Genomic DNA, 20,809 nt, shown 5'->3' with positions numbered 1-20,809 from the left:
GAGAAAGTACCATTATGGCGTGCCGGGGTCCAACCGCCCCAGGCGCACTCCCTCGGGGTCGAGCGGCGGTCGCAGGCCCACCCTGACGGGGTACCGCACGCCGCCGACGTCGACCTCCCAGTCACCTGAGCGCACCCAGCCCGCCGGTGCCTCGCGCTCGGCGCGGTCCCCCACGAGCGCGAGGCCCACGCCGGCCCCGAGGGTGGCCCCCCACGCCGCACTCGTCACGTGTCCCGCAGGGACGCCGTCACGCAGGACGAGCTCGCCACCCCAGGGGTATGCCGCAGGGTCCTCGACGACGAACGACACGACCCGGCGGGCGGGCGTCGTGGCCCTGGCCCGCTCCACCGCCGCGCGCCCCAGGAAGTCGACGTCGCCGGCCAGCTTGCAGGCGAACGTGAGTCCTGCGGAGACCGGTCCGGTCTCGGTGGTGAGCTCGCGCCCGAAGGCGCGGTAGCCCTTCTCGAGCCGCATCGCCTCGATGGCGTAGTAGCCGGCCGGGCGCACGCCCAGCGACGCTCCGGCACGAAGGAGCGCGTCGTAGACCCCGGCCGCGAGGTCGGTAGGCACATAGAGCTCCCAGCCGAGCTCCCCGACGTAGGTGATGCGAGTGGCACGGACCGTGGCCGGGCCGAGGCGGACCTCACGACTCGTGCCGAAAGGAAAGGCGTCGTTGTCGAGCTGGTCGGGCGAAAGGGCCTGGAGCAGGTCCCGCGACCGCGGTCCCATGACTCCCAGGACGGCATACGCACTGGTCACGTCGACGACGCTCGCGTCGAGCCCGACGGGCACATGCCGCGCGATCCAGTCGACGTCCCGGACCGTCGTCGCCGCGCTGCTCACCACGAGGTAGTCCCGCTCGCCCGTGCGTGTGACGGTGACATCGGACTCGTACGTGCCGCCTTCGTTGAGGATGCCCGTGTAGACCGTGCGGCCCACCGGGACAGCGACATCCGCGGTGCAGATCCACTGCAGCGCGCGCTCGGCGTCCCGACCGACGACCAGATACTTCGAGAACGACGTCTGGTCGAAGACCGCGACCCCCTCGCGCGTCGCCAGCTGCTCGGCAACACACCAGTCCACCCAGCGCGGCCGTTCCCAGGAGTAGTCGAGCACCGGCGGATCTCCGTGTGGTGCAAAGACATTGGGCCGCTCCCAGTGGTTGCGGCTACCCAGCACGGCGCCCTGCGCCAGAACCCGGTCGTGCACCGGCGACAACCGCTGCGGACGCCCGGTCTCGAGCTCGCGGTTGGGCCACGGCACGGCATAGTGCAGGCCGAGCACCTCGACCACGCGGTCGCGCAGCCACGAGTTGTTGTCGGCGAGCGGAGAGAAACGTCGGATGTCGGCACTGATGAGGTCGATCGTCGGGCGGCCCTCGACGACCCACTCGGCCAGCGCCCGCCCGGCGCCGCCGGCGGTGGCGATGCCGACCGAGTTGAAGCCTGCCGCCACGAAGAAGCCCGGCAGCTCCGGCGCCTCACCCACCACGAACTGGTTGTCCGGCGTGAAGCTCTCCGGACCGTTGTAGAACTTGCGGATCCCGGTCTCGGCCAGGACCGGGAGGCGGTGCACCGCGCTGTCCATCAGGACCTCGAACTGGTCCCAGTCCTCGTCGAGCAGGGCAAACTCGAACGGGTGCGGGATGCGGTCCGGCGCCACCCAGGGCTTCGCCTTCGGCTCGAACCCGCCGACGAGCAGACCGCCGACCTCCTCCTTGACGTAGATGAAGCCGTCCGGGTCACGCAGCACGGGAAGGTCGCGGTGCACGCCGTCGATCGGCTCGGTCACGACGTAGAAGTGCTCAGCCGAGTGCAGCGGGACGTTGACGCCGGCCATCGCCCCCACTGCACGGGCCCACTGCCCTGCGCAGTTGACGACGACTTCCGCCTCGACGTCGCCGCGGTCAGTCGTGACGCCGCCAGCACGGCCGTCACGCGTGAGAACGCCTGTCACACGGACGTGCTCGGCGATCGTCACCCCGCGCTGACGTGCTCCTTTGGCCAGTGCCTGGGTGAGGTCCGTCGGGTTGGCCTTGCCGTCACCGGGCAGCCAGATCGCGCCGACGACGTCGTCCGCGCGGATGAGCGGGTAGCGCTCGGCAGCCTGCTCGGCGGTGAGCAGCTCGCACTCGAGGTCGTATGCCGCCGCGCTGGCTGCTGTGCGCCGCAGCTGGACCATGCGCTCCTCGGTCCGGGCGACGGTGAGGCCGCCGCAGACCCGGTAACCGGTGCCGAGACCGGTCTCGGCCTCGAGCTGGGAGTACAGGTCGGTCGAGTACTGCACGAGCCGGGTGCCTGCTTCGGTCGCTCGAAGCTGACCGACGAGTCCCGCTGCGTGCCAGGTGGTTCCGCACGACAGCGACCCCTGCTCGAGCACCAGCACGTCGGTGCGCCCGAGGTGGGCCAGGTGGTAGGCGACGCTGGCTCCGATGACGCCACCGCCGATGACGACGATCTCGGCACGCGTGGGCAGCCCGCTCACACGACCTCCTTCTCGTCGGCGTCGACGGCGGTGGCCGACTCGATGAGACCCGCCAGACGACCACTCGTCAGGAGCTCGGCGGCCGGCTCGAAGCGCTCGGTCGCGAAGGCCCAGAAGTCCGCGTCGACATCCGAGACGCCGTGCTGGATCGCGCCCCAGAGGGTCCAGGCGTAGCGGCCCGCGAGGCCCCAGAGCTCGGCCCGGGCAAGGAGCCGCGCGCTGACCCGGCCGTAGTACGCGTCGACCAGCTCGGTGAGGTGCTCGTGGTCGAGCTGCGACTCGTTGACGAGGTTGCCCAGCTCGAAGGACGCCTCGTTGGTGCCGGAGTACTCGTAGTCGATGATGCGCACGTCGCCGCCGTCGTCGAGAAAGTTCGCCGCGAGCAGGTCGTTGTGGCAGGGCACCAGGGGGTCGGGGTGCATGCGCAGCGCAGCCTCGACCCGCGCCGCCGGCTCAGCGAGCGCGTCGTACCCGCTCGGAACTCGCAGGCCACGCTCTCGGACGATCGCGGCATACCCCCTCTGGATGTCGAACATGTCGAAGCGAGAGGCGAACTCGGGCCCGGCGTGCAGCCGACGGAGCGCTTGCGCGATCCGCGGCAGGTTCGCGGCGACGTCGCCCGCGGCATACGTGCGTCCCGGGAGGAACTCGACGACGAGGATGCCCCGGCCGGGGAGGAAGTCGACGACCGGGGCACCCACGCCGGCTTGGGCCGCGGCGCGCGAGTTCAGCCACTCGTGCTCGCGGTCGACCGCGAGGAGCTCACTGCTCGGCGACGAGACACGCACGACGACGTCGTGCGTCGGTGTGCGGACGCGGTAGTTGTGGTTGGTCAGTCCCCCCGGCAGCTCGGTGACCTCGCGCGGCTGCCCCAGATGGGTCAGCCGCGCGAGCGCGTCTGCGAGCTGCTCGTCCGCGTCCGGGACGGGTGTCACGCGCGCGTCACTCCGCGTACAGCGCCGCGACCTCGGGATCGATGTTGACCTTCGGCCCCTTGAACCAGTGCCGTGCCGACACGCGCCACCAGATCGTCAGCACGAGCAGGGCTCCGAGCGTGACGATGGGGGCGTAGTTGACGTACTTCCACTCGAAGGTGTCGCTGCCCGGGACGGCGCCGGGCACGAACGGCAGCATGAGGAAGATCGAGACGATGATGATCTCGGCGACCGCGATCGGGTTCATCCACCGGTACTTCGCGCCGTTGTTCCAGCTGCCGGTCACGAAGTCCGCGCCCTTGCGCCAGCGCAGCCAGATCGGGATCGCGAACGACAGGTAGAGGCCGATGACGGCGATCGAGGTCACCGCATAGAACGCCACCGGCACGATGAGCGGTGACTGGTCGGTGCCGAGGTTCACCTTGAGCAGGGCCGGGAGGGTCACGATGGCGCTGACGAGGGCGACGATGAGCACCGCGTTCGCAGGCACGCGCTTCGACGACAGGTGCGACCACCGCGACGAGAACGGCACGGCACCGTCACGGCTGAACGCGAAGAGCATCCGCGACGCCGACGTCATGCACGACGTGGCACAGAACACCTGGGCGGAAGCCGAGATGAACAGCACGAGACCACCCCAGCTGGTGCCGAGCGCCGTGTTGAAGATGTACGCGACACCACCTGCGCCAACGCCGGCGTCGTCGGGCGCCCCGCCCTTGTTCGGCACGGCGAAGACCACGCAGAGGAGCAGCAGGTAGCCGCCGAGCGCGGAGTAGGCGATCGAGCGCCACATGCCCTTGGCCGCGGCCTTGGACGCCGACTGGGTCTCCTCCGAGAGGTGCGCGGAGGCGTCGAAGCCAGTGATCGTGTACTGCGTGAGCAGGAACCCGAACGGGATGATCACGAACCAGTAGCCCAGCCCGCTGGTCTCCCCGTCGAAGAAGCCGGAGTTGTTGAACCGGTGGGTGAAGACGTAGCTGAACGACTGGTGCTGGTCCGGGATGACGATGAGGATGAGGATGATCGCGGCCGCCCCGACAACGTGCCACCACACCGAGATGTTGTTGAGGATGGCCATGAGGTGGCCGCTGAAGATGTTCAGCCCCGCCACGACAGCGAGCACGACGAGGAACGTGATGAACACCCTCGTCAGCGAGTAGCTCGCGAGGTAGCTCTCCGACCAGGTCGAGATGGTCAGGTCGATGAACGTCGCGCAGCCGTAGGCGACACCGGCCGTGACGGCGATGAGGCCGATGAGGTTGAGCCAGCCGGTGAAGAACCCGGCGCGGGGACCGCCGAGCTTGGACGCCCACCAGTAGATGCCGCCCGAGGTCGGGAAGGCCGAGACCAGCTCCGACATCGTGAAGCCGATGATGAGGATGAAGACGGACAGGATCGGCCACGTCCACGAGATCGAGATCGGGCCGCCGTTGTTCCAGCCGGCCCCGAAGTTCGTGAAGCATCCGGCGAGGATCGAGATGATCGAGAACGAGATGGCGAAGTTCGAGAAGCCCGACCATGAGCGGTGGAGCTCCTGCTTGTAGCCGAGTTCCGCCAGGCGGCGTTCGTCGTCGGAGAGTTCGGTCACTTCGGACATGCGTGCACTCCTTGCTTCGGTATGAAGTTGAGCCGATGCTACTGACGAACATCGGCGTCGAACAGACCTCGAAGCACCTCTGATTTCGTGCAAATGTGCCCCTGAAGCGGCGTATTCCGAAGGCACGCCGACGGTAATGGCACCAAGGCAGACCATTCGGACACGTACGCCCGGCTGTGTCGTGGCCGTGCGCGGCGTCAGGCGCCGAAGGCCGCCTCGAGCACGCGGGCCACACCCTCGTCATCGTTGGCCTCGCACCTCCGGTCGGCCACCGCGAGCACGTCCGGGTGGGCGTTCGCCACCGCCCACCCGATGCCTGCCCACTGCAGCATCGGCACGTCGTTCGGCATGTCCCCGAACGCCCAGACCTCCCCTGCCCGGACGCCGACCCGCTCGCACCAGCGGACGAGACCGGAAGCCTTGGTCACTCCGGGCGCAGATATCTCCGCGAGCCCGCCGGTGCCGGAGTGCTGGACCAGTGCCCGGTCGCCGACCACCTCGGCCACGCGCGGGATGATCTCGTCCTTCGGGAGCGAGAGCGTCCGCGCGAGCAGCTTGCCGACGACCGCGTCGTCGGGCAGCTCCTCGATGGGTGCCGGAAGGAGGCCGGCCGGCACCCAGCCGGGATGCAGCTCGGGGTAGTCAGGCTCGGTGTGCACCCCGTCGGTCAGCTCGGCGCTGAAGCCGATTCCGGGCACGCTGGCGCGCAGGTCGGCGACGAGCTCCCGAAGGAGCGCGCGGTCCAGCGGGTATGCCGCCGTGACCCGCCGGGTGCGCACGTCGTAGTCGAACGCGCCGTTGGCGCTGATGACCGTGCCGTCGCCCCCGACAGCGTCGGCCAGGGGGTCGAGCCACCGCGGCGGCCGGGCCGTGACGAACACGACGGCTGTCCCCGCGGCCTCGGCGCGCCGAAGCGCTCGGGTGGTTCGTTCCGAGATCGTGCCGTCCGAGCGCAGCAGCGTGCCGTCGAGGTCGGTCGCGACGAGGCGCGGGCGCGCGGGACCTGTCACTGGGCGTGCTCGCCTGCGGTCAGACCAGGCGGGTCAGCCAGCCGTGGGCGTCCTCGGCGCGGCCGTACTGGATGTCGAGCAGCTTGTTGCGGATCGCCTCCGCGTAACGGTCCTCGTGTCCGTCGCGGCGGTGGTCGACGGACCCACCCTCCCAGCGCAGCTCGCCCACCGGGGTGATGACGGCCGCCGTGCCGCAGGCGAAGACCTCGAGGATGTCGCCGCTCGCGGCGCCGTCCTTCCACTCCTCGATCGGGATCCGGCGCTCCTCCGGCTCGAGGTCGAGCTCCTTGGCCAGCTCGAGGATCGACCGGCGCGTCACTCCCTCGAGGATCGTGCCGGTCAGCTCGGGCGTGACGATCTTGCCGTCCTTGGTGACGATGAACAGGTTCATCCCACCGAGCTCCTCGATGTACGTGTGTGTCGAGGAGTCGAGGAAGACCGCCTGGTCACACCCGTGCTCGATCCCCTCGAGCTGTCCGGCGAGCGACGATGCGTAGTTGCCGCCGCACTTGGCCGCACCGGTGCCGCCCTCGCCCGCGCGGGCGTAGTCGGTGGAGATCCACAGCGTGACCGGCTTGAGGCCGCTGGGGAAGTACGCGCCCGCGGGCGAGGCGATCACCGAGTAGGTGACCCGCTGCGCCGGGCGCACCCCGAGGAACGCCTCCGAAGCGAACATGAACGGCCGAAGGTAGAGGCTCTTCTCCCCCGCGTCGCCCGCCGGGACCCAGGCCTGGTCGACAGTGACGAGCTGGCGCAGCGACTCGATGAAGTCGGCCTCGGGAAGCACCGGAAGGGCCAGTCGCCGGGCGCTTCGGGCGAACCGCGCGGCGTTGGCCTCAGGGCGGAAGGTCCAGATCGAGCCGTCCGCATGGCGGTAGGCCTTCATCCCCTCGAAGATCTCTTGCGCGTAGTGCAGGACGGCAGCGGCCGGGTCGATCCGGAAGGGACCGTACGGACGCACCTGCGCCCCGCCCCAGCCACCGTCGGCGGACCAGGTGGCCACGACCATGTGGTCGGTGAAGACCTTGCCGAACCCAGGGTTCTCGAGGACCTGCGCGATGCGCTCCGGCGGCGTGACGTCCTCGCGTCGGGTGACCTCGAAGGCCAGCTGGGGCGAGTGGGCCTGGGCGGCGTCCGTGGACATGACATACCTCCAAAAGCGGTCAGCGGTGATCCGACGTCAGGCTATCTCCCACATCGTGAGACGGCGAAACGGAGTGAAGTGGCCCACCCGGCGGCGGGCGAGTGTGAGAGCCATAGGAGCCGCTGCGCCGCCCGGAGGCGTCAGAGCCGGGCGAGCACGGCGTCACCGACCGCGGTGGTCGACCGCGGTGCGGCTCCTCGCTCGACGAGGTCGGCGGCCACCGCCGCCTCGACGCGTGCGGCCTCGGCGTCGAGGCCCAGGTGCGCAAGGAGCATGCCGACCGAGAGGATGGCCGCGGTCGGGTCGGCCTTGGACTGCCCGGCGATGTCGGGCGCCGAGCCGTGCACGGGCTCGAACATGCTCGGCGTCGTGCGGGCCGGGTTGATGTTGCCCGATGCCGCCAGCCCGATGCCGCCGGCGATGGCCGCGGCGATGTCGGTGAGGATGTCGCCGAAGAGGTTGTCGGTGACGATGACGTCGAAGCGGCCGGGGTCGGTGGCCATGAAGATCGTCGCGGCGTCGACGTGCTGGTACGCAGTCTGGACCTCGGGGAACTCCGCGCCGACCTCCTCGACGGTGCGACGCCACAGGTGCCCGGCATGAGTGAGCACGTTGTGCTTGTGGACCAGCGTCAGGTGCTTGCGCGGGCGCGCCTGGGCACGAGCGAACGCGTCGCGGACGACCCGCTCGACGCCGAACCGGGTGTTGACGCTGACCTCGGTCGCGATCTCCGCGGGCGTGCCGACCCGCAGGGCACCACCGTTGCCGACATAGGGGCCCTCGGTGCCCTCCCGGACGACGACGAAGTCGATGCCGTCGGGTGCGACTCGCGCGACGTCGAGAGGGCTCTCGACGCCCGGGTACAGCCGGGCCGGACGGAGGTTCACGTAGTGGTCGAGGGCGAACCGCAGCGGCAGCAGCACGCCACGCTCGAGGACACCACTGGGCACGCTCGGGTCGCCGATGGCGCCGAGAAGGATGGCGTCGTGGCCGCGGAGCTCCTCGAGGACCGACTCGGGAAGCGTCTCGCCCGTCGCGTGCCAGCGTCGGGCGCCCAGGTCGTACTCGGTCGTCGCGAACTTCGGACCGCCGTCCCCGGACACCGCCTCCAGGACCCTCAGCCCCTCACCGACGACCTCCGGACCGATGCCGTCACCGCCGATGACGGCGATGGAGTAGGCGTCCTTGACCTGCGTCTGTGCCATGTTCTCAGCCTATTTCCCGTCTTGTGATGTGGAACGCTCGTCTCAGCAAGTGAACAGGAATGACGAAGGCCCCCACCCAGTGGGCGGGGGCCTCGGTCGGCGGGACGGTCAGTCCTGCGTGTGGCCCTGGTCGCGCAGGTCCATCGACTCCTGCAGCGCCTGACGGGCGGCCATGGCATCTTCGCTCATGGGGATCACATCCTTTGTTGCCAGTGTTGAGTGGTCTCAGTGCTCGAGCCCGGGTGGGCGAGCCGTCAGCTGTCGCAGAACGCGGGATCTCCGCGGCGAGGTAGCTGACTACTGAAACTCGCCGCGGCTGGCAATAAGGAGTACGAGCTGCCGCGTCATGCATAAGACGGTACGCCCGGCTACCCAGCGGTAAAGGGGGTTTCCAGAAAATGAGACACCGCGTCCGGCATATGTGCAGAAGATCCTTCGGCCGATGGCGCAGATCACACGGGACGTCATCCCACCCCACTACGGGGGTTCGCCGTAGGCTCGCCACGTGAGCGCGGAACAGGCTGACCAGGCTGACCAGGCCGTCCAGCACGCCTCGGCGCACCACACCGGAAGACATCCCGAACAGCCTCCCGACCACCGTGCCAACGAGCACCCGACCCAGCACGCCGACCAGCATCCCAACCAGCATCCCAACCAGCACGCCGACCACCCACAGCCGGCTCACCGTGAGCACCGCGACCACCGCACCCAGTGGATCGCGATGTCCCCGAGCAACGCGCGCCGGATCGTGGCGATCGTGCTGTTCTCGGTGGTGCTGCTGTGGATCGCCACGTGGGCGTTCCAGGCGATGGGGTCGTTCCTGTTCCTGCTGCTGCTCGCCTGGCTGTTGTCGATCGCGATGGAGCCGGTCGTCCTCTGGATGTCGGAGCGCGGGATGCGCCGCGGCATGGCCACCGGCGTCACGATGCTGGGCATGCTGCTCGTCATCGGCGGGCTGATCGAGCTCTTCGGGGCGGTCTTCGCCGCTCAGCTGTCACAGCTGAGCACCCAGTTCCCCAACGCGATCACGAACGCGATCAACTGGGTGAACTCGACCTTCAACACGCGTTTCGACCTCGAGCAGATCAAGCAGGCCCTGTCCCTGACCCCCGACAAGCTGGGCGAGCTCGCGGGCAAGTACGGCGGCGGGATCATCGGCGTGTTCGGCTCGGTCTTCGCGTTCATCTTCGACGTACTGACGATCCTCGTGTTCGCGTACTACCTCTCGGCCGACAGCCCGCGGCTGCGCCAGTCAATCGGGTCCTGGCTCCCCCAGCGCTACCAACGGGTCTTCGTCACCGTATGGACGATCTCGGTCCAGAAGACCGGCGGGTACGTCGTCTCGAAGGTCGTGCTCGCAACCATCTCGGCGTTCTTCCACTCCACGTTCTTCTGGATCATCGACGTGCCGTTCTGGCTCCCCCTCGGCGTGTTCGCCGGCATCGTCGGCCAGTTCATCCCGACGATCGGCACCTACATCGGTGTCATCCTGCCGGCGCTCTTCGCCCTCATCGACAAGCCGATCAACGCGCTCTGGATCGTCATCTTCGCCACGGTCTACCAGCAGGTCGAGAACTACGTCTTCACCCCGAGGATCAGCCGCCGCACCATGGACGTGCACCCCGCCATCGCGCTCGGGTCGGTCATCGCGGGCGCTGCGCTGTTCGGCCCGATCGGCGCCCTCATCGGCATCCCGATCGCCGCCGTGGCCCTAGCGATCCTCGACACCTTCAGCAAGCGCCACGAGCTGCTCCCCGAGCTGGCCGATCTCGAAGCCGGGTCCTCCGAGACCCTCGAGGACTAGCTAGCGGCCCACGGCGGCATACGGCGGGGCTGATGTGACGAAGCGCCCACTCGACGGGGGCGTTCCCCTCGTCGAGTGAGCGCTCGGTCTCACGCGTCACACGGGCTGAGCCGCAGTCAGTCCTGCAGGTCGATGGCCGTGAAGGTCTTGGCCTCGACGGCCTCGCTCAGCGCGGCCGCCAGGTGCGCGGGCACGGCGCCGTCGATGTTCAACACGCCGATGGCGCGGTCCTGCTGGCGCGACACCTGCATGCCGCCGATGTTGATGTCGGCGTCGCCGAGGATCTTGCCGACCGACCCGATGACGCCCGGACGGTCGGAGTACTCGAACACGAGCATGTGGTCCGAGAGCGGCACCTCGAGGTCGTAGCCGTTGACGCCGACGAGCTTCTCGACCATCTTCGGGCCGGTGAGCGTGCCCGACACCGACACGACAGTGCCGTCGGCGAGCGTGCCCCGAAGCGTCGTCACGTTGCGGAAGTCCCCCGAGTCGGTGTCGGTGACCAGGCGCACGACACAGCCGCGCTGCTCCGCGAGCACCGGCGCGTTGACATAGGTGACGGCGTCCTCGACGACGTCGGTGAACAGCCCCTTGAGCGCGACGAGCTTCCACACGCTGACGTCGTGCTCGATGATCTCGCCGCGCACGTCGACGTCGAGCTGGGCAGGGACGGTGCCGGCGACGGCGGTGAAGATCCGCCCGAGCTTCTCGACGAGGGGGATGCCGGGGCGCACCTCTTCGGCGATGAAGCCGCTGCTCACATTGACGGCGTCCGGCACGAGCTCGCCGCCGAGTGCCAGCCGCACGGACTTGGCGACCGCGATGCCGGCCTTCTCCTGCGCCTCCTCCGTCGATGCGCCGAGGTGGGGCGTGACGACGACGGACTCGTGGGCGAAGAGCGGGGACTCGGTCGTCGGCTCCGAGGCGAAGACGTCGATGCCGGCACCGGCGACGCGGCCCTCGTCGATCGCGCGGGCGAGCGCGGCCTCGTCGACGATGCCGCCGCGGGCTGCGTTGACGATGCGGACCGTCGGCTTGACCTTCGACAGCGCCTCCTCACCGATCAGCCCGAGCGTCTCGGGCGTCTTCGGCAGGTGGATCGTGATGAAGTCGGACTGGGCCAGCAGCTCGTCGAGGCCCACCAGCTGCGCGCCGAGCTGACCCGCCTTGGCCGGCGACGCGTAGGGGTCGTAGGCGACGATCTTCATGCCGAAGCCCTTCAGCCGCTCGGCCACGAGGGCGCCGATCCGGCCCAGGCCGACGACGCCGACCGTCTTGTCGAGCAGCTCCACGCCGGAGTACTTGCTCCGCTTCCACTGCCCGCCCTTGAGAGCCTCGTTGGCCGGGGCGATGTTGCGGGCCGTCGCGAGCAGCAGCCCGACGGCGAGCTCGGCGGCGGAGGTGATGTTGGAGGTCGGCGCGTTGACGACCATGACGCCCGCCTGGGTGGCCGCCTGGACGTCGACGTTGTCGAGACCGACGCCGGCGCGGGCGATGACCTTCAGCTGCTTGCCGGCGGCGATCGCCTCGGCATCCATCTTGGTCGCGGAGCGGATGAGGACGGCGTCGACGTCGGCGAGCGCCGGGAGCAGCTCGTCGCGGTTGGCTCCATCGGCCGAACGGACCTCGAAGTCGGGTCCCAGCGCCTCGATCGTGGCTGGTGAGAGTTCTTCGGCGATGAGGACAACGGGCTTGCTCACAGGGATTCCCTTCCGGAACGGGGTGCGTGCGGGTGCGCTCAGAGGAGGCAGGGGGCCCTGTCCAGGCGGACGCGGGCCACCGACGGCACCGCGTTGTGCCGGGGCGAGTCTAGGCCTTAGCACGGCGAAGATCACGAGTTGTAACCAACATGTGAACAGCGCCACTCCGGAGCGTGCGAGTCCCAGCGGGTGGACGGCCGATCCCGTATGCCGGGACGGAGGTGGGCGCCGACGGCTACCGTGGTGCCATGCGGATCGTCGTCACAGGAGGGGCGGGCGACCTCGGCTCGCGGGTCGTCCGGGAGCTGGCCGGGCGTGGCCACGAGGCGGTCGCTGCCAGCCGCCGGACCGGAGTCGACCTGACCAACGGGGTGGGCCTCGACGCGGTCCTCGACGGGGCTGACGCCGTGGTGCACTGCGCTGACGACCCGGCCCAGGGCGACACCGTGACGGTCTACGGCACCCGCCGGGTCGCCGATGCCGCGGCCGCGCGCGGCATCCATCTCGTGCACATCTCCATCGTCGGCATCGACCGCTATCCCGTTGCCTACTACCGCCGCAAGCTGCGCGCCGAGCAGGGCATCGCCGGGGCGGGCGGGCCCGCGACGGTGCTGCGCGCGACCCAGTTCCACTCGCTCGCAGCGTTCTTCGGCCGCGCGCTGACCAAGGGCCCGTTCACCTTCTCGATCGGCGACATGGCCTTCCAGCCGGTCGACACGGACTACGTGGCGGCCCGCCTCGCCGACCTCGCGCTGGGAGCCCGCCCGACGGCATACACCCGTGCGACCGACCTGGCCGGGCCCGACGTGCTCGACCTCGGCGAGATCGCCGCGCTGGTTCGAGCGCACCGGGGCGCACGGCCGCCCCGCGTGGTCCGGCTGCCGCCCTTCAGCAGCACCACCCGTGCGCTCAGCGAGCGGCGCAACGTGCCCGTCCCGGGTACCGCGGAGACGGGTGGACCGACCTTCGGCGAATGGCTGGACCACCAGCCGCGCGTCCTCACCGGGCGCTGACGAGGTCACGATCCTCGGATCAGCGGGTCGTGTCGCCCGTCATGTCGTCACGGGTGCTGCTCTGGCAACACCAACGGCGACATGACGGGCGATGCGTGCGCCTGACAGACGAGCGACGGCCGGCCACCCCACGAACGGGTGGCCGGCCGTCGACCGTCTATCCGGTTGGCTCAGCGGGCCGCGCTGCCCTCGACGTAGTCCGCGTCGGTCTGCTTGACCCAGGCCATGAGCTTGCGCAGCTCGCGGCCGGTGGCCTCGATGGGGTGCTGGGCGCCCTTCTCGCGGAGGGCCCTGAACTCCGGCGCCCCGGCGTCCTGGTCGTCGATGAACCGCTTGGCGAACGTGCCGTTCTGGATGTCGGCGAGGACCGCCTTCATGTTCTCCTTGACGTGCGGGTCGATGACCCGCGGGCCGGAGACGTAGTCGCCGTACTCGGCGGTGTCGGAGACCGACCAGCGCTGCTTGGCGATGCCGCCCTCGATCATGAGGTCGACGATGAGCTTGAGCTCGTGGAGGCACTCGAAGTAGGCGACCTCGGGCTGGTAGCCGGCCTCGACGAGCGTCTCGAAGCCGTACATGACGAGCTGGCTCGCGCCGCCGCAGAGGACGGCCTGCTCGCCGAAGAGGTCGGTCTCGGTCTCCTCGGTGAACGTCGTCCTGATGCCACCGGCCCGCAGGCCGCCGATCGCCTTGCCGTAGGACTTTGCCAGGTCCCAGGCCGTGCCCGACGCGTCCTGCTCGACGGCAAGCAGCACGGGCACCCCACGGCCGTCGGCGAACTCACGGCGCACGATGTGGCCCGGGCCCTTGGGCGCGACCATGAGGACATCGGCGTCGGTCTCGGGCTTGATGTAGCCGAACCGGATGTTGAAGCCGTGCCCGAACAGCAGTGCCGCGCCGTCCTTGAGGTTGGGCTGGATGTCGTTGGCGTAGACGGTGCGCTGCACCTGGTCCGGCGTGAGGATGACGACGAGGTCGGCCTCCTTCACGGCGTCGGCGACCGATGTGACCGCAAGCCCCTCGGCCTCGGCCTTCGCCTTGCTCTTGCTGCCCTCCGCGAGCCCGACGCGAACGTCGACCCCCGAGTCGCGCAGGTTGAGTGCATGGGCGTGGCCCTGGCTGCCGTAGCCGATGACGGCGACCTTCTTGCCCTGGATGATCGACAGGTCGGCGTCGTCGTCGTAGAACATCTCGGCCATTCTGGCCTTCTCCTTCTCGTTGGGATTGCGGTGTCGTGCTGGTTCGTTTCCGGGTGGCTGCCCGGTCGCTGCCCGGTCGCTGCCCGGTCGCTGCCCGGTCGCTGCCCGGTCGCTGCCGGGTTGCTGCCGGGTTGCTGCCGACAGACCGTCAGGCGCTGCGGAGCGAACGGTCCGTGATCGACCGGCCGCCGCGTCCGACGGCGACCATCCCCGACTGGACGAGCTCCTTGATGCCGAACGGCTCGAGGACGTCGAGGAGGGCTCGGAGCTTGTCGGAGTTGCCGGTGGCCTCGATCACGACGGCATCGGTGGTCACGTCGACGACCTTGGCCTTGAACAGGGTGATCGTGTCGATGATCTGGCTCCGCGTCGCCGCGTCGGCCCGCACCTTGACGAGGACGATCTCGCGCTGCACCGACGCGCCCGGGTCGAGCTCGACGACCTTGAGCACCTCGATGAGCTTGTTCAGCTGCTTGGTGACCTGTTCGAGTGCCGACCCCTCGACCTCGACGACGACGGTCATCCGTGAGATCTCGCGGATCTCGGTCGGGCCGACAGCGAGCGAGTCGATGTTGAAGCCGCGCCGGGAGAAGAGGGCTGCGACGCGCGTGAGCACGCCGGGCTTGTTCTCGACGAGGACGGACAGGGTGTGCTTGCTCATCTCAGTCCTCCCGCTCCCACACCGGCGCCTCGTGCCGCGCGGCCTGGATCATGTCGTTGCTGACTCCCGCCGGGACCATCGGCCAGACCATCGCGTCCCGGTGGACGATGAAGTCGATGACGACGGGACGGTCGTTGGTCTCGAGCGCCTGCTTGATCACGGCGTCGACCTCTTCGGGGGTCTCGGCCCGCAGTCCCAGACACCCGTAGGCGTCGGCGAGCTTGACGAAGTCCGGCACCCGCTGCGTCGTCGGCTGCAGGTCGGTGTTGGAGTAGCGCTCGTTGTAGAACAGCGTCTGCCACTGGCGCACCATCCCGAGCGAGCTGTTGTTGATGATGGCGACCTTGATCGGGATGTTGTTGATGACGCAGGTCGCGAGCTCCTGGTTGGTCATCTGGAAGCAGCCGTCGCCGTCGATGGCCCAGACGGTGCGACCCGGCTCGGCCACCTTGGCGCCCATGGCGGCCGGAACGGCATACCCCATCGTTCCGAGGCCACCGGAGTTGAGCCAGGCGTTCGGGCGTTCGTACTGCACGAACTGGGCAGCCCACATCTGGTGCTGGCCGACGCCGGCGACGTACGTCCCCTCCGGGCCGGTGAGCTCGCCGATCCGCTTGATGACGTACTGCGGGGAGAGCGTGCCGTCCTCGCTCTCGGTCCAGCCGAGCGGGAAGGTGGCCTTCCAGTCCGCGACCCGCTCGCGCCAGGCGGCGTAGTCCCACGCGCCCGCTGCGTCGTCGGCCGCAGCCTGGTCGAGGGTGATCTGCTCGATGAGGTCGCCGATGACCTCGCCGACGTCACCGACGATCGGCACGTCGGCGATGCGGTTCTTGGAGATCTCGGCGGGGTCGATGTCCGCATGGACGACCTTGGCCCCGGGGGCGAACGAGGCGAGCTGGCCCGTGACCCGGTCGTCGAACCGGGCACCGAGCGCGACGATGAGGTCCGCTTTCTGCAGGCCGGTGACGGCGGCGACCGTGCCGTGCATGCCGGGCATCCCGAGGTTGAGCGGGTTGCTGTCCGGCACCGTGCCCCGGGCCATGAGGGTCGTCACGACGGGGATCTGCGTGAGCTCGACGAGGCGACGCAGCTTCTCGCTTGCGTGAGCCCGCACGACCCCGCCTCCGACGTAGAAGATCGGGCGCTTGGCGGCGGCGATGAGCCGCGACGCCTCCCGGATCTGCTTGCCGTGGGGTCGCAGCACGGGGCGGTAGCCGGGCAGCTCGATCGGCGGCGGCCAGACGAACGTGGTCCTCGCCTGGAGGGCGTCCTTGCTGATGTCCACGAGGACGGGCCCGGGCCGGCCGGTGCTCGCGACGTGGAACGCCTCGGCGATGGCCTGCGGGATCTTCGAGGCCTCGGTGACGAGGTAGTTGTGCTTGGTGATCGGCATCGTGATGCCGCGGATGTCGGCCTCCTGGAAGGCGTCGGTGCCGATCGAGCTGCTCGCCACCTGGCCGGTGATCGCGACGATCGGCACCGAGTCCATGTGCGCGTCGGCGATCGGGGTGACGAGGTTGGTGGCGCCGGGGCCCGACGTGGCCATGCAGACCCCGACCTTGCCGGTCGCCGAGGCGTAGCCCTCGGCCGCGTGGCCCGCGCCCTGCTCGTGGCGCACGAGGATGTGCCGCACCTTGTCGGAGTCGAGCATCGGGTCGTATGCCGGCAGGATCGCGCCACCCGGGATGCCGAAGACGGTGTCGGCACCGACGGCCTCGAGAGAGAGTACGAGCGCCTGCGCCCCGGTGACCTCGCGGGTCGGCTTGACGGCCGGCTTGGCCTCCGACGTCGGTCGGGGACGGGCCATGGAGGCCACGTCGGCGGGCGAGGGCGCCTGCTTCGTCGTGTCGCTCACGATCTCTTCCTTGTCTCGAGCACTTCATTGTCCTGCCGTGGTCCGGCCGACTCCACCCACAAAAAAACCCTTCAGTCCTCTTGCGGGACGGAAGGGAGCGCGCTGACCGGTCGTGCTGGTCGGCGCGCTATGGAAGTACGAGGAGTCGAGCCACGTGACAACCGTCCTACGCGGCCCAACGGCTGTCAATCGACCCCCAGACCCGTCTCACCATGTGACCTCGTGATCTCACCCACCGTCAGAGAGCCAAAAGTCGGTTGTCCGCCACCTCCCACCCCGGGACACTGTGCGCCGTGACCACGACCGCCGACCTGCTGCCCGCCCTCGGCCTGCGCATCACCGCGGGGCCCGTCGAGCTGCGCGGCCTCGGCGATGGTGACCTCGCGGCCCTGGCCGACCTGGCCGTGCAGGGTGTGCACGAGCCGGGCCGGATGCCGTTCTACGTGCCCTGGACCGAGGCTCCCGCGGAGGACCTGCCTCGCAACCTGGCGCAGTACCACTGGCGCTGCCGGGCCGAGTTCTCCCCCGACTCCTGGGACCTCAACCTCGGCGTCTGGCACGACGGCGTCCTGGTCGGCACCCAGGGCCTCTCGGCGCGCCACTACCTCGTGACCCGCACCGGCGAGACCGGTTCCTGGCTGGGGATCGCCCACCAGGGCAAGGGGATCGGCACGATGATGCGCCTGGCGATCTGCGCCTTCGCCTTCGACCACCTCGACGCCGAGGAGGTCACCTCGGGCGCGTTCGCCGACAACCCGGCATCCCTCGCCGTGAGCCGCAAGGTCGGGTACCGGCACGACGGCACGATTCGGCTCCGCCGACGTGGCGATGAGCTGGCGTTCAACCACAGGCTCGTGCTGCGGCCGCAGGACCTGGTCCGTGGGGACCACGAGCTCGTCGTCGAGGGTGGGGCGGCCTTCCGCCGTTCGATCGGCCTCGACATCCACGACAAGGGGAGGAACTCATGACCACCGAAGACACGACCACTGCACCTGCTCCGGTGCCTTTCGACCTGCCGCCCACCGCGGGAGCGGCCCTGACGACGCGCCCGCTCGAGCGCGAGGACGCCGCCGCGGTGACGGCCCTCATGGCCGCGTGCGAGCTGCATGACGTCGGGGAGGTGCTCATCGAGGAGGCCGACATCGTCGGCGACTGGCAGCGACCGGCCTTCGACCTCGCCTCCCAGACGGTGTCGGTGCACGACGGCGACCGGCTGGTCGCCTACGCCGAGGTCTACAAGGGGCGGTGGGCTGACGCAGCGGTCGACCCGGCATACCGCGGCCGCGGCCTCGGAGCGGCGCTCGCACACTGGACCCAGGCGGTCTCCGCGCGCGACGGCGGCACGCTCGTCGGGCAGCCCGTGCCCGGCGACTCAGCCGGGGAGCGGCTCTTCTCCGGGCTGGGCTACCGCACGCTCTGGACGTCGTGGGTCCTCGAGCTGCCGGCCGGCCAGGCGATCGAGCCGCAGCCCATCCCGCAGGGGTATGCCGTCCGCGAGCCTTCCGGGGACGAGGACTACCGCGCTGCCTGGACCGTCAACGAGGACGCCTTCCTCGAGTGGTCGGAGCGGGAGCGTGCGTCCTTCGAGGAGTGGTCGGCGAACGTCGTCAACCGCCCTGGTTTCGAGCCCTGGCAGCTTCGGCTCATGGTCGACCCGGCCGGCGAGGTCGTCGGGATGGCGTTCGTCATCGTGTCCAACGGCTGCGCCTACGTCGACAAGCTCGCCGTCCGCCGGGACCAGCGCAACCGCGGGCTCGCGCGTGCCCTGCTCGTCGACGCCTTCCAGACCGGCCGCGCCCACGGAGGCGAGCGGTCCGAGCTGTCGACGGACTCGCGCACCGGCGCGCTCGGCCTCTACGAGAAGGTCGGCATGCAGGTCACCTCGGTGTGGCGCCACTGGGCGACCGACGTGACGCCGGTGTGACGCCTGTGACCCCGAGGTGACGGTGCCGGCCCCCGTCTGACGCCCGTCTGGGGGACCATGGGGCGATGGAGCAGAGCATCACGGTGGAGATCAACGCTCCGGCGGACCGCGTCTGGGCCGTCGTCAGCGACCCCGAGCGCTGGAAGGAGTGGACCGCGTCGGTCACCGACGTCACCATGCTCGACGGTCCCCTCCGGCTCGGGGCCCGGGCGAGGATCTCCCAGCCGAGGATCCCGACCGTGGTCTGGACGGTTACCGAGCTGGACGATGGTCGGGAGTTCGTCTGGGTCTCCGAGGGGCCCGGCGCGCGCACGACTGCGCGCCACCGGGTCGAGGAGATCTCGGTGGAGCGCAGCCGGGCGTTCCTGTCAGTGAGCATGGACGGCTGGCTCGGGTCGGTCATGGGCCGGTTCTACCGTGGCCTGACGGAGCGCTACCTCGCGATGGAGGCCGGCGGGCTCAAGGCGCGGGCCGAGTCCAGGACGACCTGACCCCCGCTTGCCGAACCGGCGCCGACCCTGTGGTCAGCCGCAGACGGCGCCGCGGCTCGCGCTGCCGACGAGCTTGCGGTACTTCGCGAGCACGCCGCGGGTGTACTTCGGCTCAGGGTGGGTGACGCCCTCGGCGCGGCGGCGCGCCAGCTCGTCCTCGTCGACGAGCAGGTCGAGCGTGCCGTTGGCGACATCGAGCCGGATCCGGTCGCCGTCGTGGACGAACGCGATCGGTCCGTCATCGACCGCCTCGGGTGCGACGTGTCCGACGCACAGGCCGGTGGTGCCGCCGGAGAACCGGCCGTCGGTGAGCAGCAGGACGTCCTTGCCGAGCCCCGCTCCCTTGATCGCCCCGGTGACCGCGAGCATCTCGCGCATGCCCGGGCCTCCCTTGGGCCCCTCGTACCGGATGACCACGACGTCGTTCTTGGCGAGCTGGCCCGCCTCGACGGCATCCATCGCTGCGCGCTCGCCGTCGAAGACGCGGGCCGTTCCCTCGAAGACCGACTCGTCGAAGCCGGCGGACTTGACCACGGCACCCTCGGGCGCGAGCGATCCGGTCAGGATCGTCAGGCCGCCGGTCTTGTGGATCGGGGCAGACATCTGCCGGATGACGCGACCGTCGATGTGAGGAGGATTGATCTCGTCGAGGTTCTCGGCCATGGTCTTGCCGGTCACGGTCATGACGTCGCCGTCGAGCAGCCCGGCCTCGAGCAGGGTCTTCATGACGACGGGGATGCCGCCGATGTGGTCGATGTCCTTCATGACGAACGAGCCGAACGGCTTGACGTCAGCCAGGTGCGGGACCTTTGCACCGATCCTGCGGAAGTCCTCGATCGTCAGGTCGACCTCGGCCTCGTGCGCGATCGCGAGCAGGTGCAGCACGGCGTTGGTCGACCCACCGAACGCCATGACGACCGCGATGGCGTTCTCGAAGGCGGCCTTGGTCATGACGTCGCGTGCGCGAATTCCCTTGCGCAGCAGCTCGACCACGGCCTCACCCGACTTGCGGGCGTACATGTCGCGGCGCCGGTCGGTCGCCGGCGGAGCAGCCGACCCCGGGATCGACATGCCGATCGCCTCGGCCACGGCCGCCATCGTGTTCGCGGTGTAGAAGCCGCCGCAGGCCCCTTCACCCGGGCAGATCGCGCGCTCGATCGCGTCGACGTCCTCGCGCGACATGAGCCCGGCGTTGCACGCACCGACCGCCTCGAAGGCGTCGATGATCGTGACCTCCTTCTCGGTGCCGTCGGACAGCTTGGCGACCCCGGGGAGGATGGTGCCGGCATACAGGAAGACGGAGGCGAGGTTGAGCCGCGCCGCGGCCATGAGCATGCCCGGCAGCGACTTGTCGCAGCCGGCGAGCAGCACTGACCCATCGAGGCGCTCGGCGTTCATCACGGTCTCGACCGAGTCGGCGATGATCTCGCGCGACACGAGCGAGAAGTGCATCCCCTCGTGTCCCATCGAGATGCCGTCGGACACCGAGATGGTGCCGAACTCGAGCGGGTAGCCGCCGCCGGCGTGCACGCCCTCCTTCACCGCCTTGGCGAGGCGGTCGAGCGACAGGTTGCACGGCGTGATCTCGTTCCACGAGCTCGCGACGCCGATCTGCGGTTTGGCGAAGTCGTCGTCGCCGAGGCCTACGGCCCTGAGCATCCCCCGCGCGGCGGTCTTCTCGAGACCGTCGGTGACGTCACGGCTGCGGGGCTTGATGTCAGGCGTCTGCGTCATGGGTGCAGCATAGGACCGTGTCCGCTCCGTGGACACCGCATCTCATGGCTTGG

The 20,809-nt window shown here is 69.6% G+C and carries 17 protein-coding genes; 5 read left to right on the top strand and 12 right to left on the bottom strand.

What is annotated here, in order from left to right:
* Nucleotides 1–12 precede the first annotated feature (12 nt).
* The 7 genes from ACYVLP_RS09605 to ACYVLP_RS09575 form a co-directional block, all read right to left on the bottom strand.
* Nucleotides 13–2,484 (bottom strand): GcvT family protein, encoded by a 2,472-nt coding sequence (locus tag ACYVLP_RS09605; RefSeq protein WP_460627117.1) that lies wholly within the window; start codon nucleotides 2,482–2,484, stop codon nucleotides 13–15.
* Nucleotides 2,481–3,419: a phosphotransferase gene (locus ACYVLP_RS09600; protein ID WP_460627116.1), complete on the bottom strand. Its 939-nt coding sequence runs from the start codon at nucleotides 3,417–3,419 to the stop codon at nucleotides 2,481–2,483. Before ACYVLP_RS09600 ends, ACYVLP_RS09605 begins: the two co-directional genes overlap by 4 nt.
* Before the next feature lie 7 nt (nucleotides 3,420–3,426).
* On the bottom strand, nucleotides 3,427–5,016 hold the full coding sequence (locus tag ACYVLP_RS09595) for an amino acid permease (RefSeq protein WP_460627115.1): 1,590 nt from the start codon (nucleotides 5,014–5,016) through the stop codon (nucleotides 3,427–3,429).
* A 197-nt stretch (nucleotides 5,017–5,213) separates the two neighbouring features.
* Nucleotides 5,214–6,026 (bottom strand): HAD family hydrolase, encoded by an 813-nt coding sequence (locus ACYVLP_RS09590; RefSeq protein ID WP_460627114.1) that lies wholly within the window; start codon nucleotides 6,024–6,026, stop codon nucleotides 5,214–5,216.
* Nucleotides 6,027–6,045: 19 nt separating this feature from the next.
* Nucleotides 6,046–7,170: a branched-chain amino acid aminotransferase gene (locus tag ACYVLP_RS09585; RefSeq protein ID WP_460627113.1), complete on the bottom strand. Its 1,125-nt coding sequence runs from the start codon at nucleotides 7,168–7,170 to the stop codon at nucleotides 6,046–6,048.
* Between the two features lie 140 nt (nucleotides 7,171–7,310).
* A complete protein-coding gene (locus ACYVLP_RS09580; RefSeq protein WP_460627112.1) occupies nucleotides 7,311–8,375 on the bottom strand; it encodes a 3-isopropylmalate dehydrogenase in 1,065 nt (354 codons plus the stop codon).
* Between the two features lie 108 nt (nucleotides 8,376–8,483).
* Nucleotides 8,484–8,564 (bottom strand): 3-isopropylmalate dehydrogenase, encoded by an 81-nt coding sequence (locus ACYVLP_RS09575; RefSeq protein ID WP_460627292.1) that lies wholly within the window; start codon nucleotides 8,562–8,564, stop codon nucleotides 8,484–8,486.
* Nucleotides 8,565–8,880: 316 nt separating this feature from the next.
* Here ACYVLP_RS09575 and ACYVLP_RS09570 point away from each other — a divergent pair, with 316 nt between their 5' ends.
* Nucleotides 8,881–10,179: an AI-2E family transporter gene (locus ACYVLP_RS09570; RefSeq protein ID WP_460627111.1), complete on the top strand. Its 1,299-nt coding sequence runs from the start codon at nucleotides 8,881–8,883 to the stop codon at nucleotides 10,177–10,179.
* Between the two features lie 116 nt (nucleotides 10,180–10,295).
* Here the strand turns inward: ACYVLP_RS09570 and serA are convergent, their stop codons facing one another.
* A complete protein-coding gene (serA, locus tag ACYVLP_RS09565; protein ID WP_460627110.1) occupies nucleotides 10,296–11,879 on the bottom strand; it encodes a phosphoglycerate dehydrogenase in 1,584 nt (527 codons plus the stop codon).
* A 173-nt stretch (nucleotides 11,880–12,052) separates the two neighbouring features.
* Here serA and ACYVLP_RS09560 point away from each other — a divergent pair, with 173 nt between their 5' ends.
* A complete protein-coding gene (locus ACYVLP_RS09560) occupies nucleotides 12,053–12,892 on the top strand; it encodes an SDR family oxidoreductase (RefSeq protein ID WP_460627109.1) in 840 nt (279 codons plus the stop codon).
* 170 nt (nucleotides 12,893–13,062) lie between these two features.
* On the opposite strand, the gene ilvC is transcribed toward ACYVLP_RS09560, so the two are convergent.
* From ilvC to ACYVLP_RS09545, 3 genes are all read right to left on the bottom strand, one after another.
* Nucleotides 13,063–14,091 carry a ketol-acid reductoisomerase gene (gene ilvC / locus ACYVLP_RS09555; RefSeq protein WP_460627108.1) on the bottom strand — a complete coding sequence of 343 codons (1,029 nt, stop codon included), beginning with the start codon at nucleotides 14,089–14,091 and terminating at the stop codon, nucleotides 13,063–13,065.
* Nucleotides 14,092–14,239: 148 nt separating this feature from the next.
* Nucleotides 14,240–14,752, bottom strand: coding sequence for an acetolactate synthase small subunit (ilvN, locus tag ACYVLP_RS09550; protein WP_460627107.1), 513 nt, complete (start codon nucleotides 14,750–14,752; stop codon nucleotides 14,240–14,242).
* Between the two features lies 1 nt (nucleotide 14,753).
* On the bottom strand, nucleotides 14,754–16,559 hold the full coding sequence (locus ACYVLP_RS09545; protein WP_460627291.1) for an acetolactate synthase large subunit: 1,806 nt from the start codon (nucleotides 16,557–16,559) through the stop codon (nucleotides 14,754–14,756).
* Between the two features lie 341 nt (nucleotides 16,560–16,900).
* Here ACYVLP_RS09545 and ACYVLP_RS09540 point away from each other — a divergent pair, with 341 nt between their 5' ends.
* The 3 genes from ACYVLP_RS09540 to ACYVLP_RS09530 all read left to right on the top strand — a co-directional run bounded on the left by ACYVLP_RS09540 (nucleotide 16,901) and on the right by ACYVLP_RS09530 (nucleotide 19,022).
* The gene (locus tag ACYVLP_RS09540) at nucleotides 16,901–17,575 is read left to right on the top strand and encodes a GNAT family N-acetyltransferase (RefSeq protein WP_460627106.1); all 675 of its coding nucleotides are present in this window, start codon (nucleotides 16,901–16,903) and stop codon (nucleotides 17,573–17,575) included.
* Nucleotides 17,572–18,531 (top strand): GNAT family N-acetyltransferase, encoded by a 960-nt coding sequence (locus tag ACYVLP_RS09535; RefSeq protein WP_460627105.1) that lies wholly within the window; start codon nucleotides 17,572–17,574, stop codon nucleotides 18,529–18,531. The genes ACYVLP_RS09540 and ACYVLP_RS09535 overlap by 4 nt, the downstream gene beginning before the upstream one ends.
* Before the next feature lie 65 nt (nucleotides 18,532–18,596).
* Complete coding sequence (locus tag ACYVLP_RS09530; RefSeq protein WP_460627104.1) at nucleotides 18,597–19,022, top strand: SRPBCC family protein; 426 nt, start codon at nucleotides 18,597–18,599, stop codon at nucleotides 19,020–19,022.
* Nucleotides 19,023–19,055: 33 nt separating this feature from the next.
* On the opposite strand, the gene ilvD is transcribed toward ACYVLP_RS09530, so the two are convergent.
* The gene (gene ilvD, locus ACYVLP_RS09525; protein WP_460627103.1) at nucleotides 19,056–20,756 is read right to left on the bottom strand and encodes a dihydroxy-acid dehydratase; all 1,701 of its coding nucleotides are present in this window, start codon (nucleotides 20,754–20,756) and stop codon (nucleotides 19,056–19,058) included.
* Nucleotides 20,757–20,809: the final 53 nt, after the last annotated feature.

This window comes from Intrasporangium mesophilum (assembly GCF_054783095.1).
The sequence above is the reverse complement of the archived record's forward strand: the minus strand, read 5'-3'. Positions and strand labels throughout refer to the sequence as shown.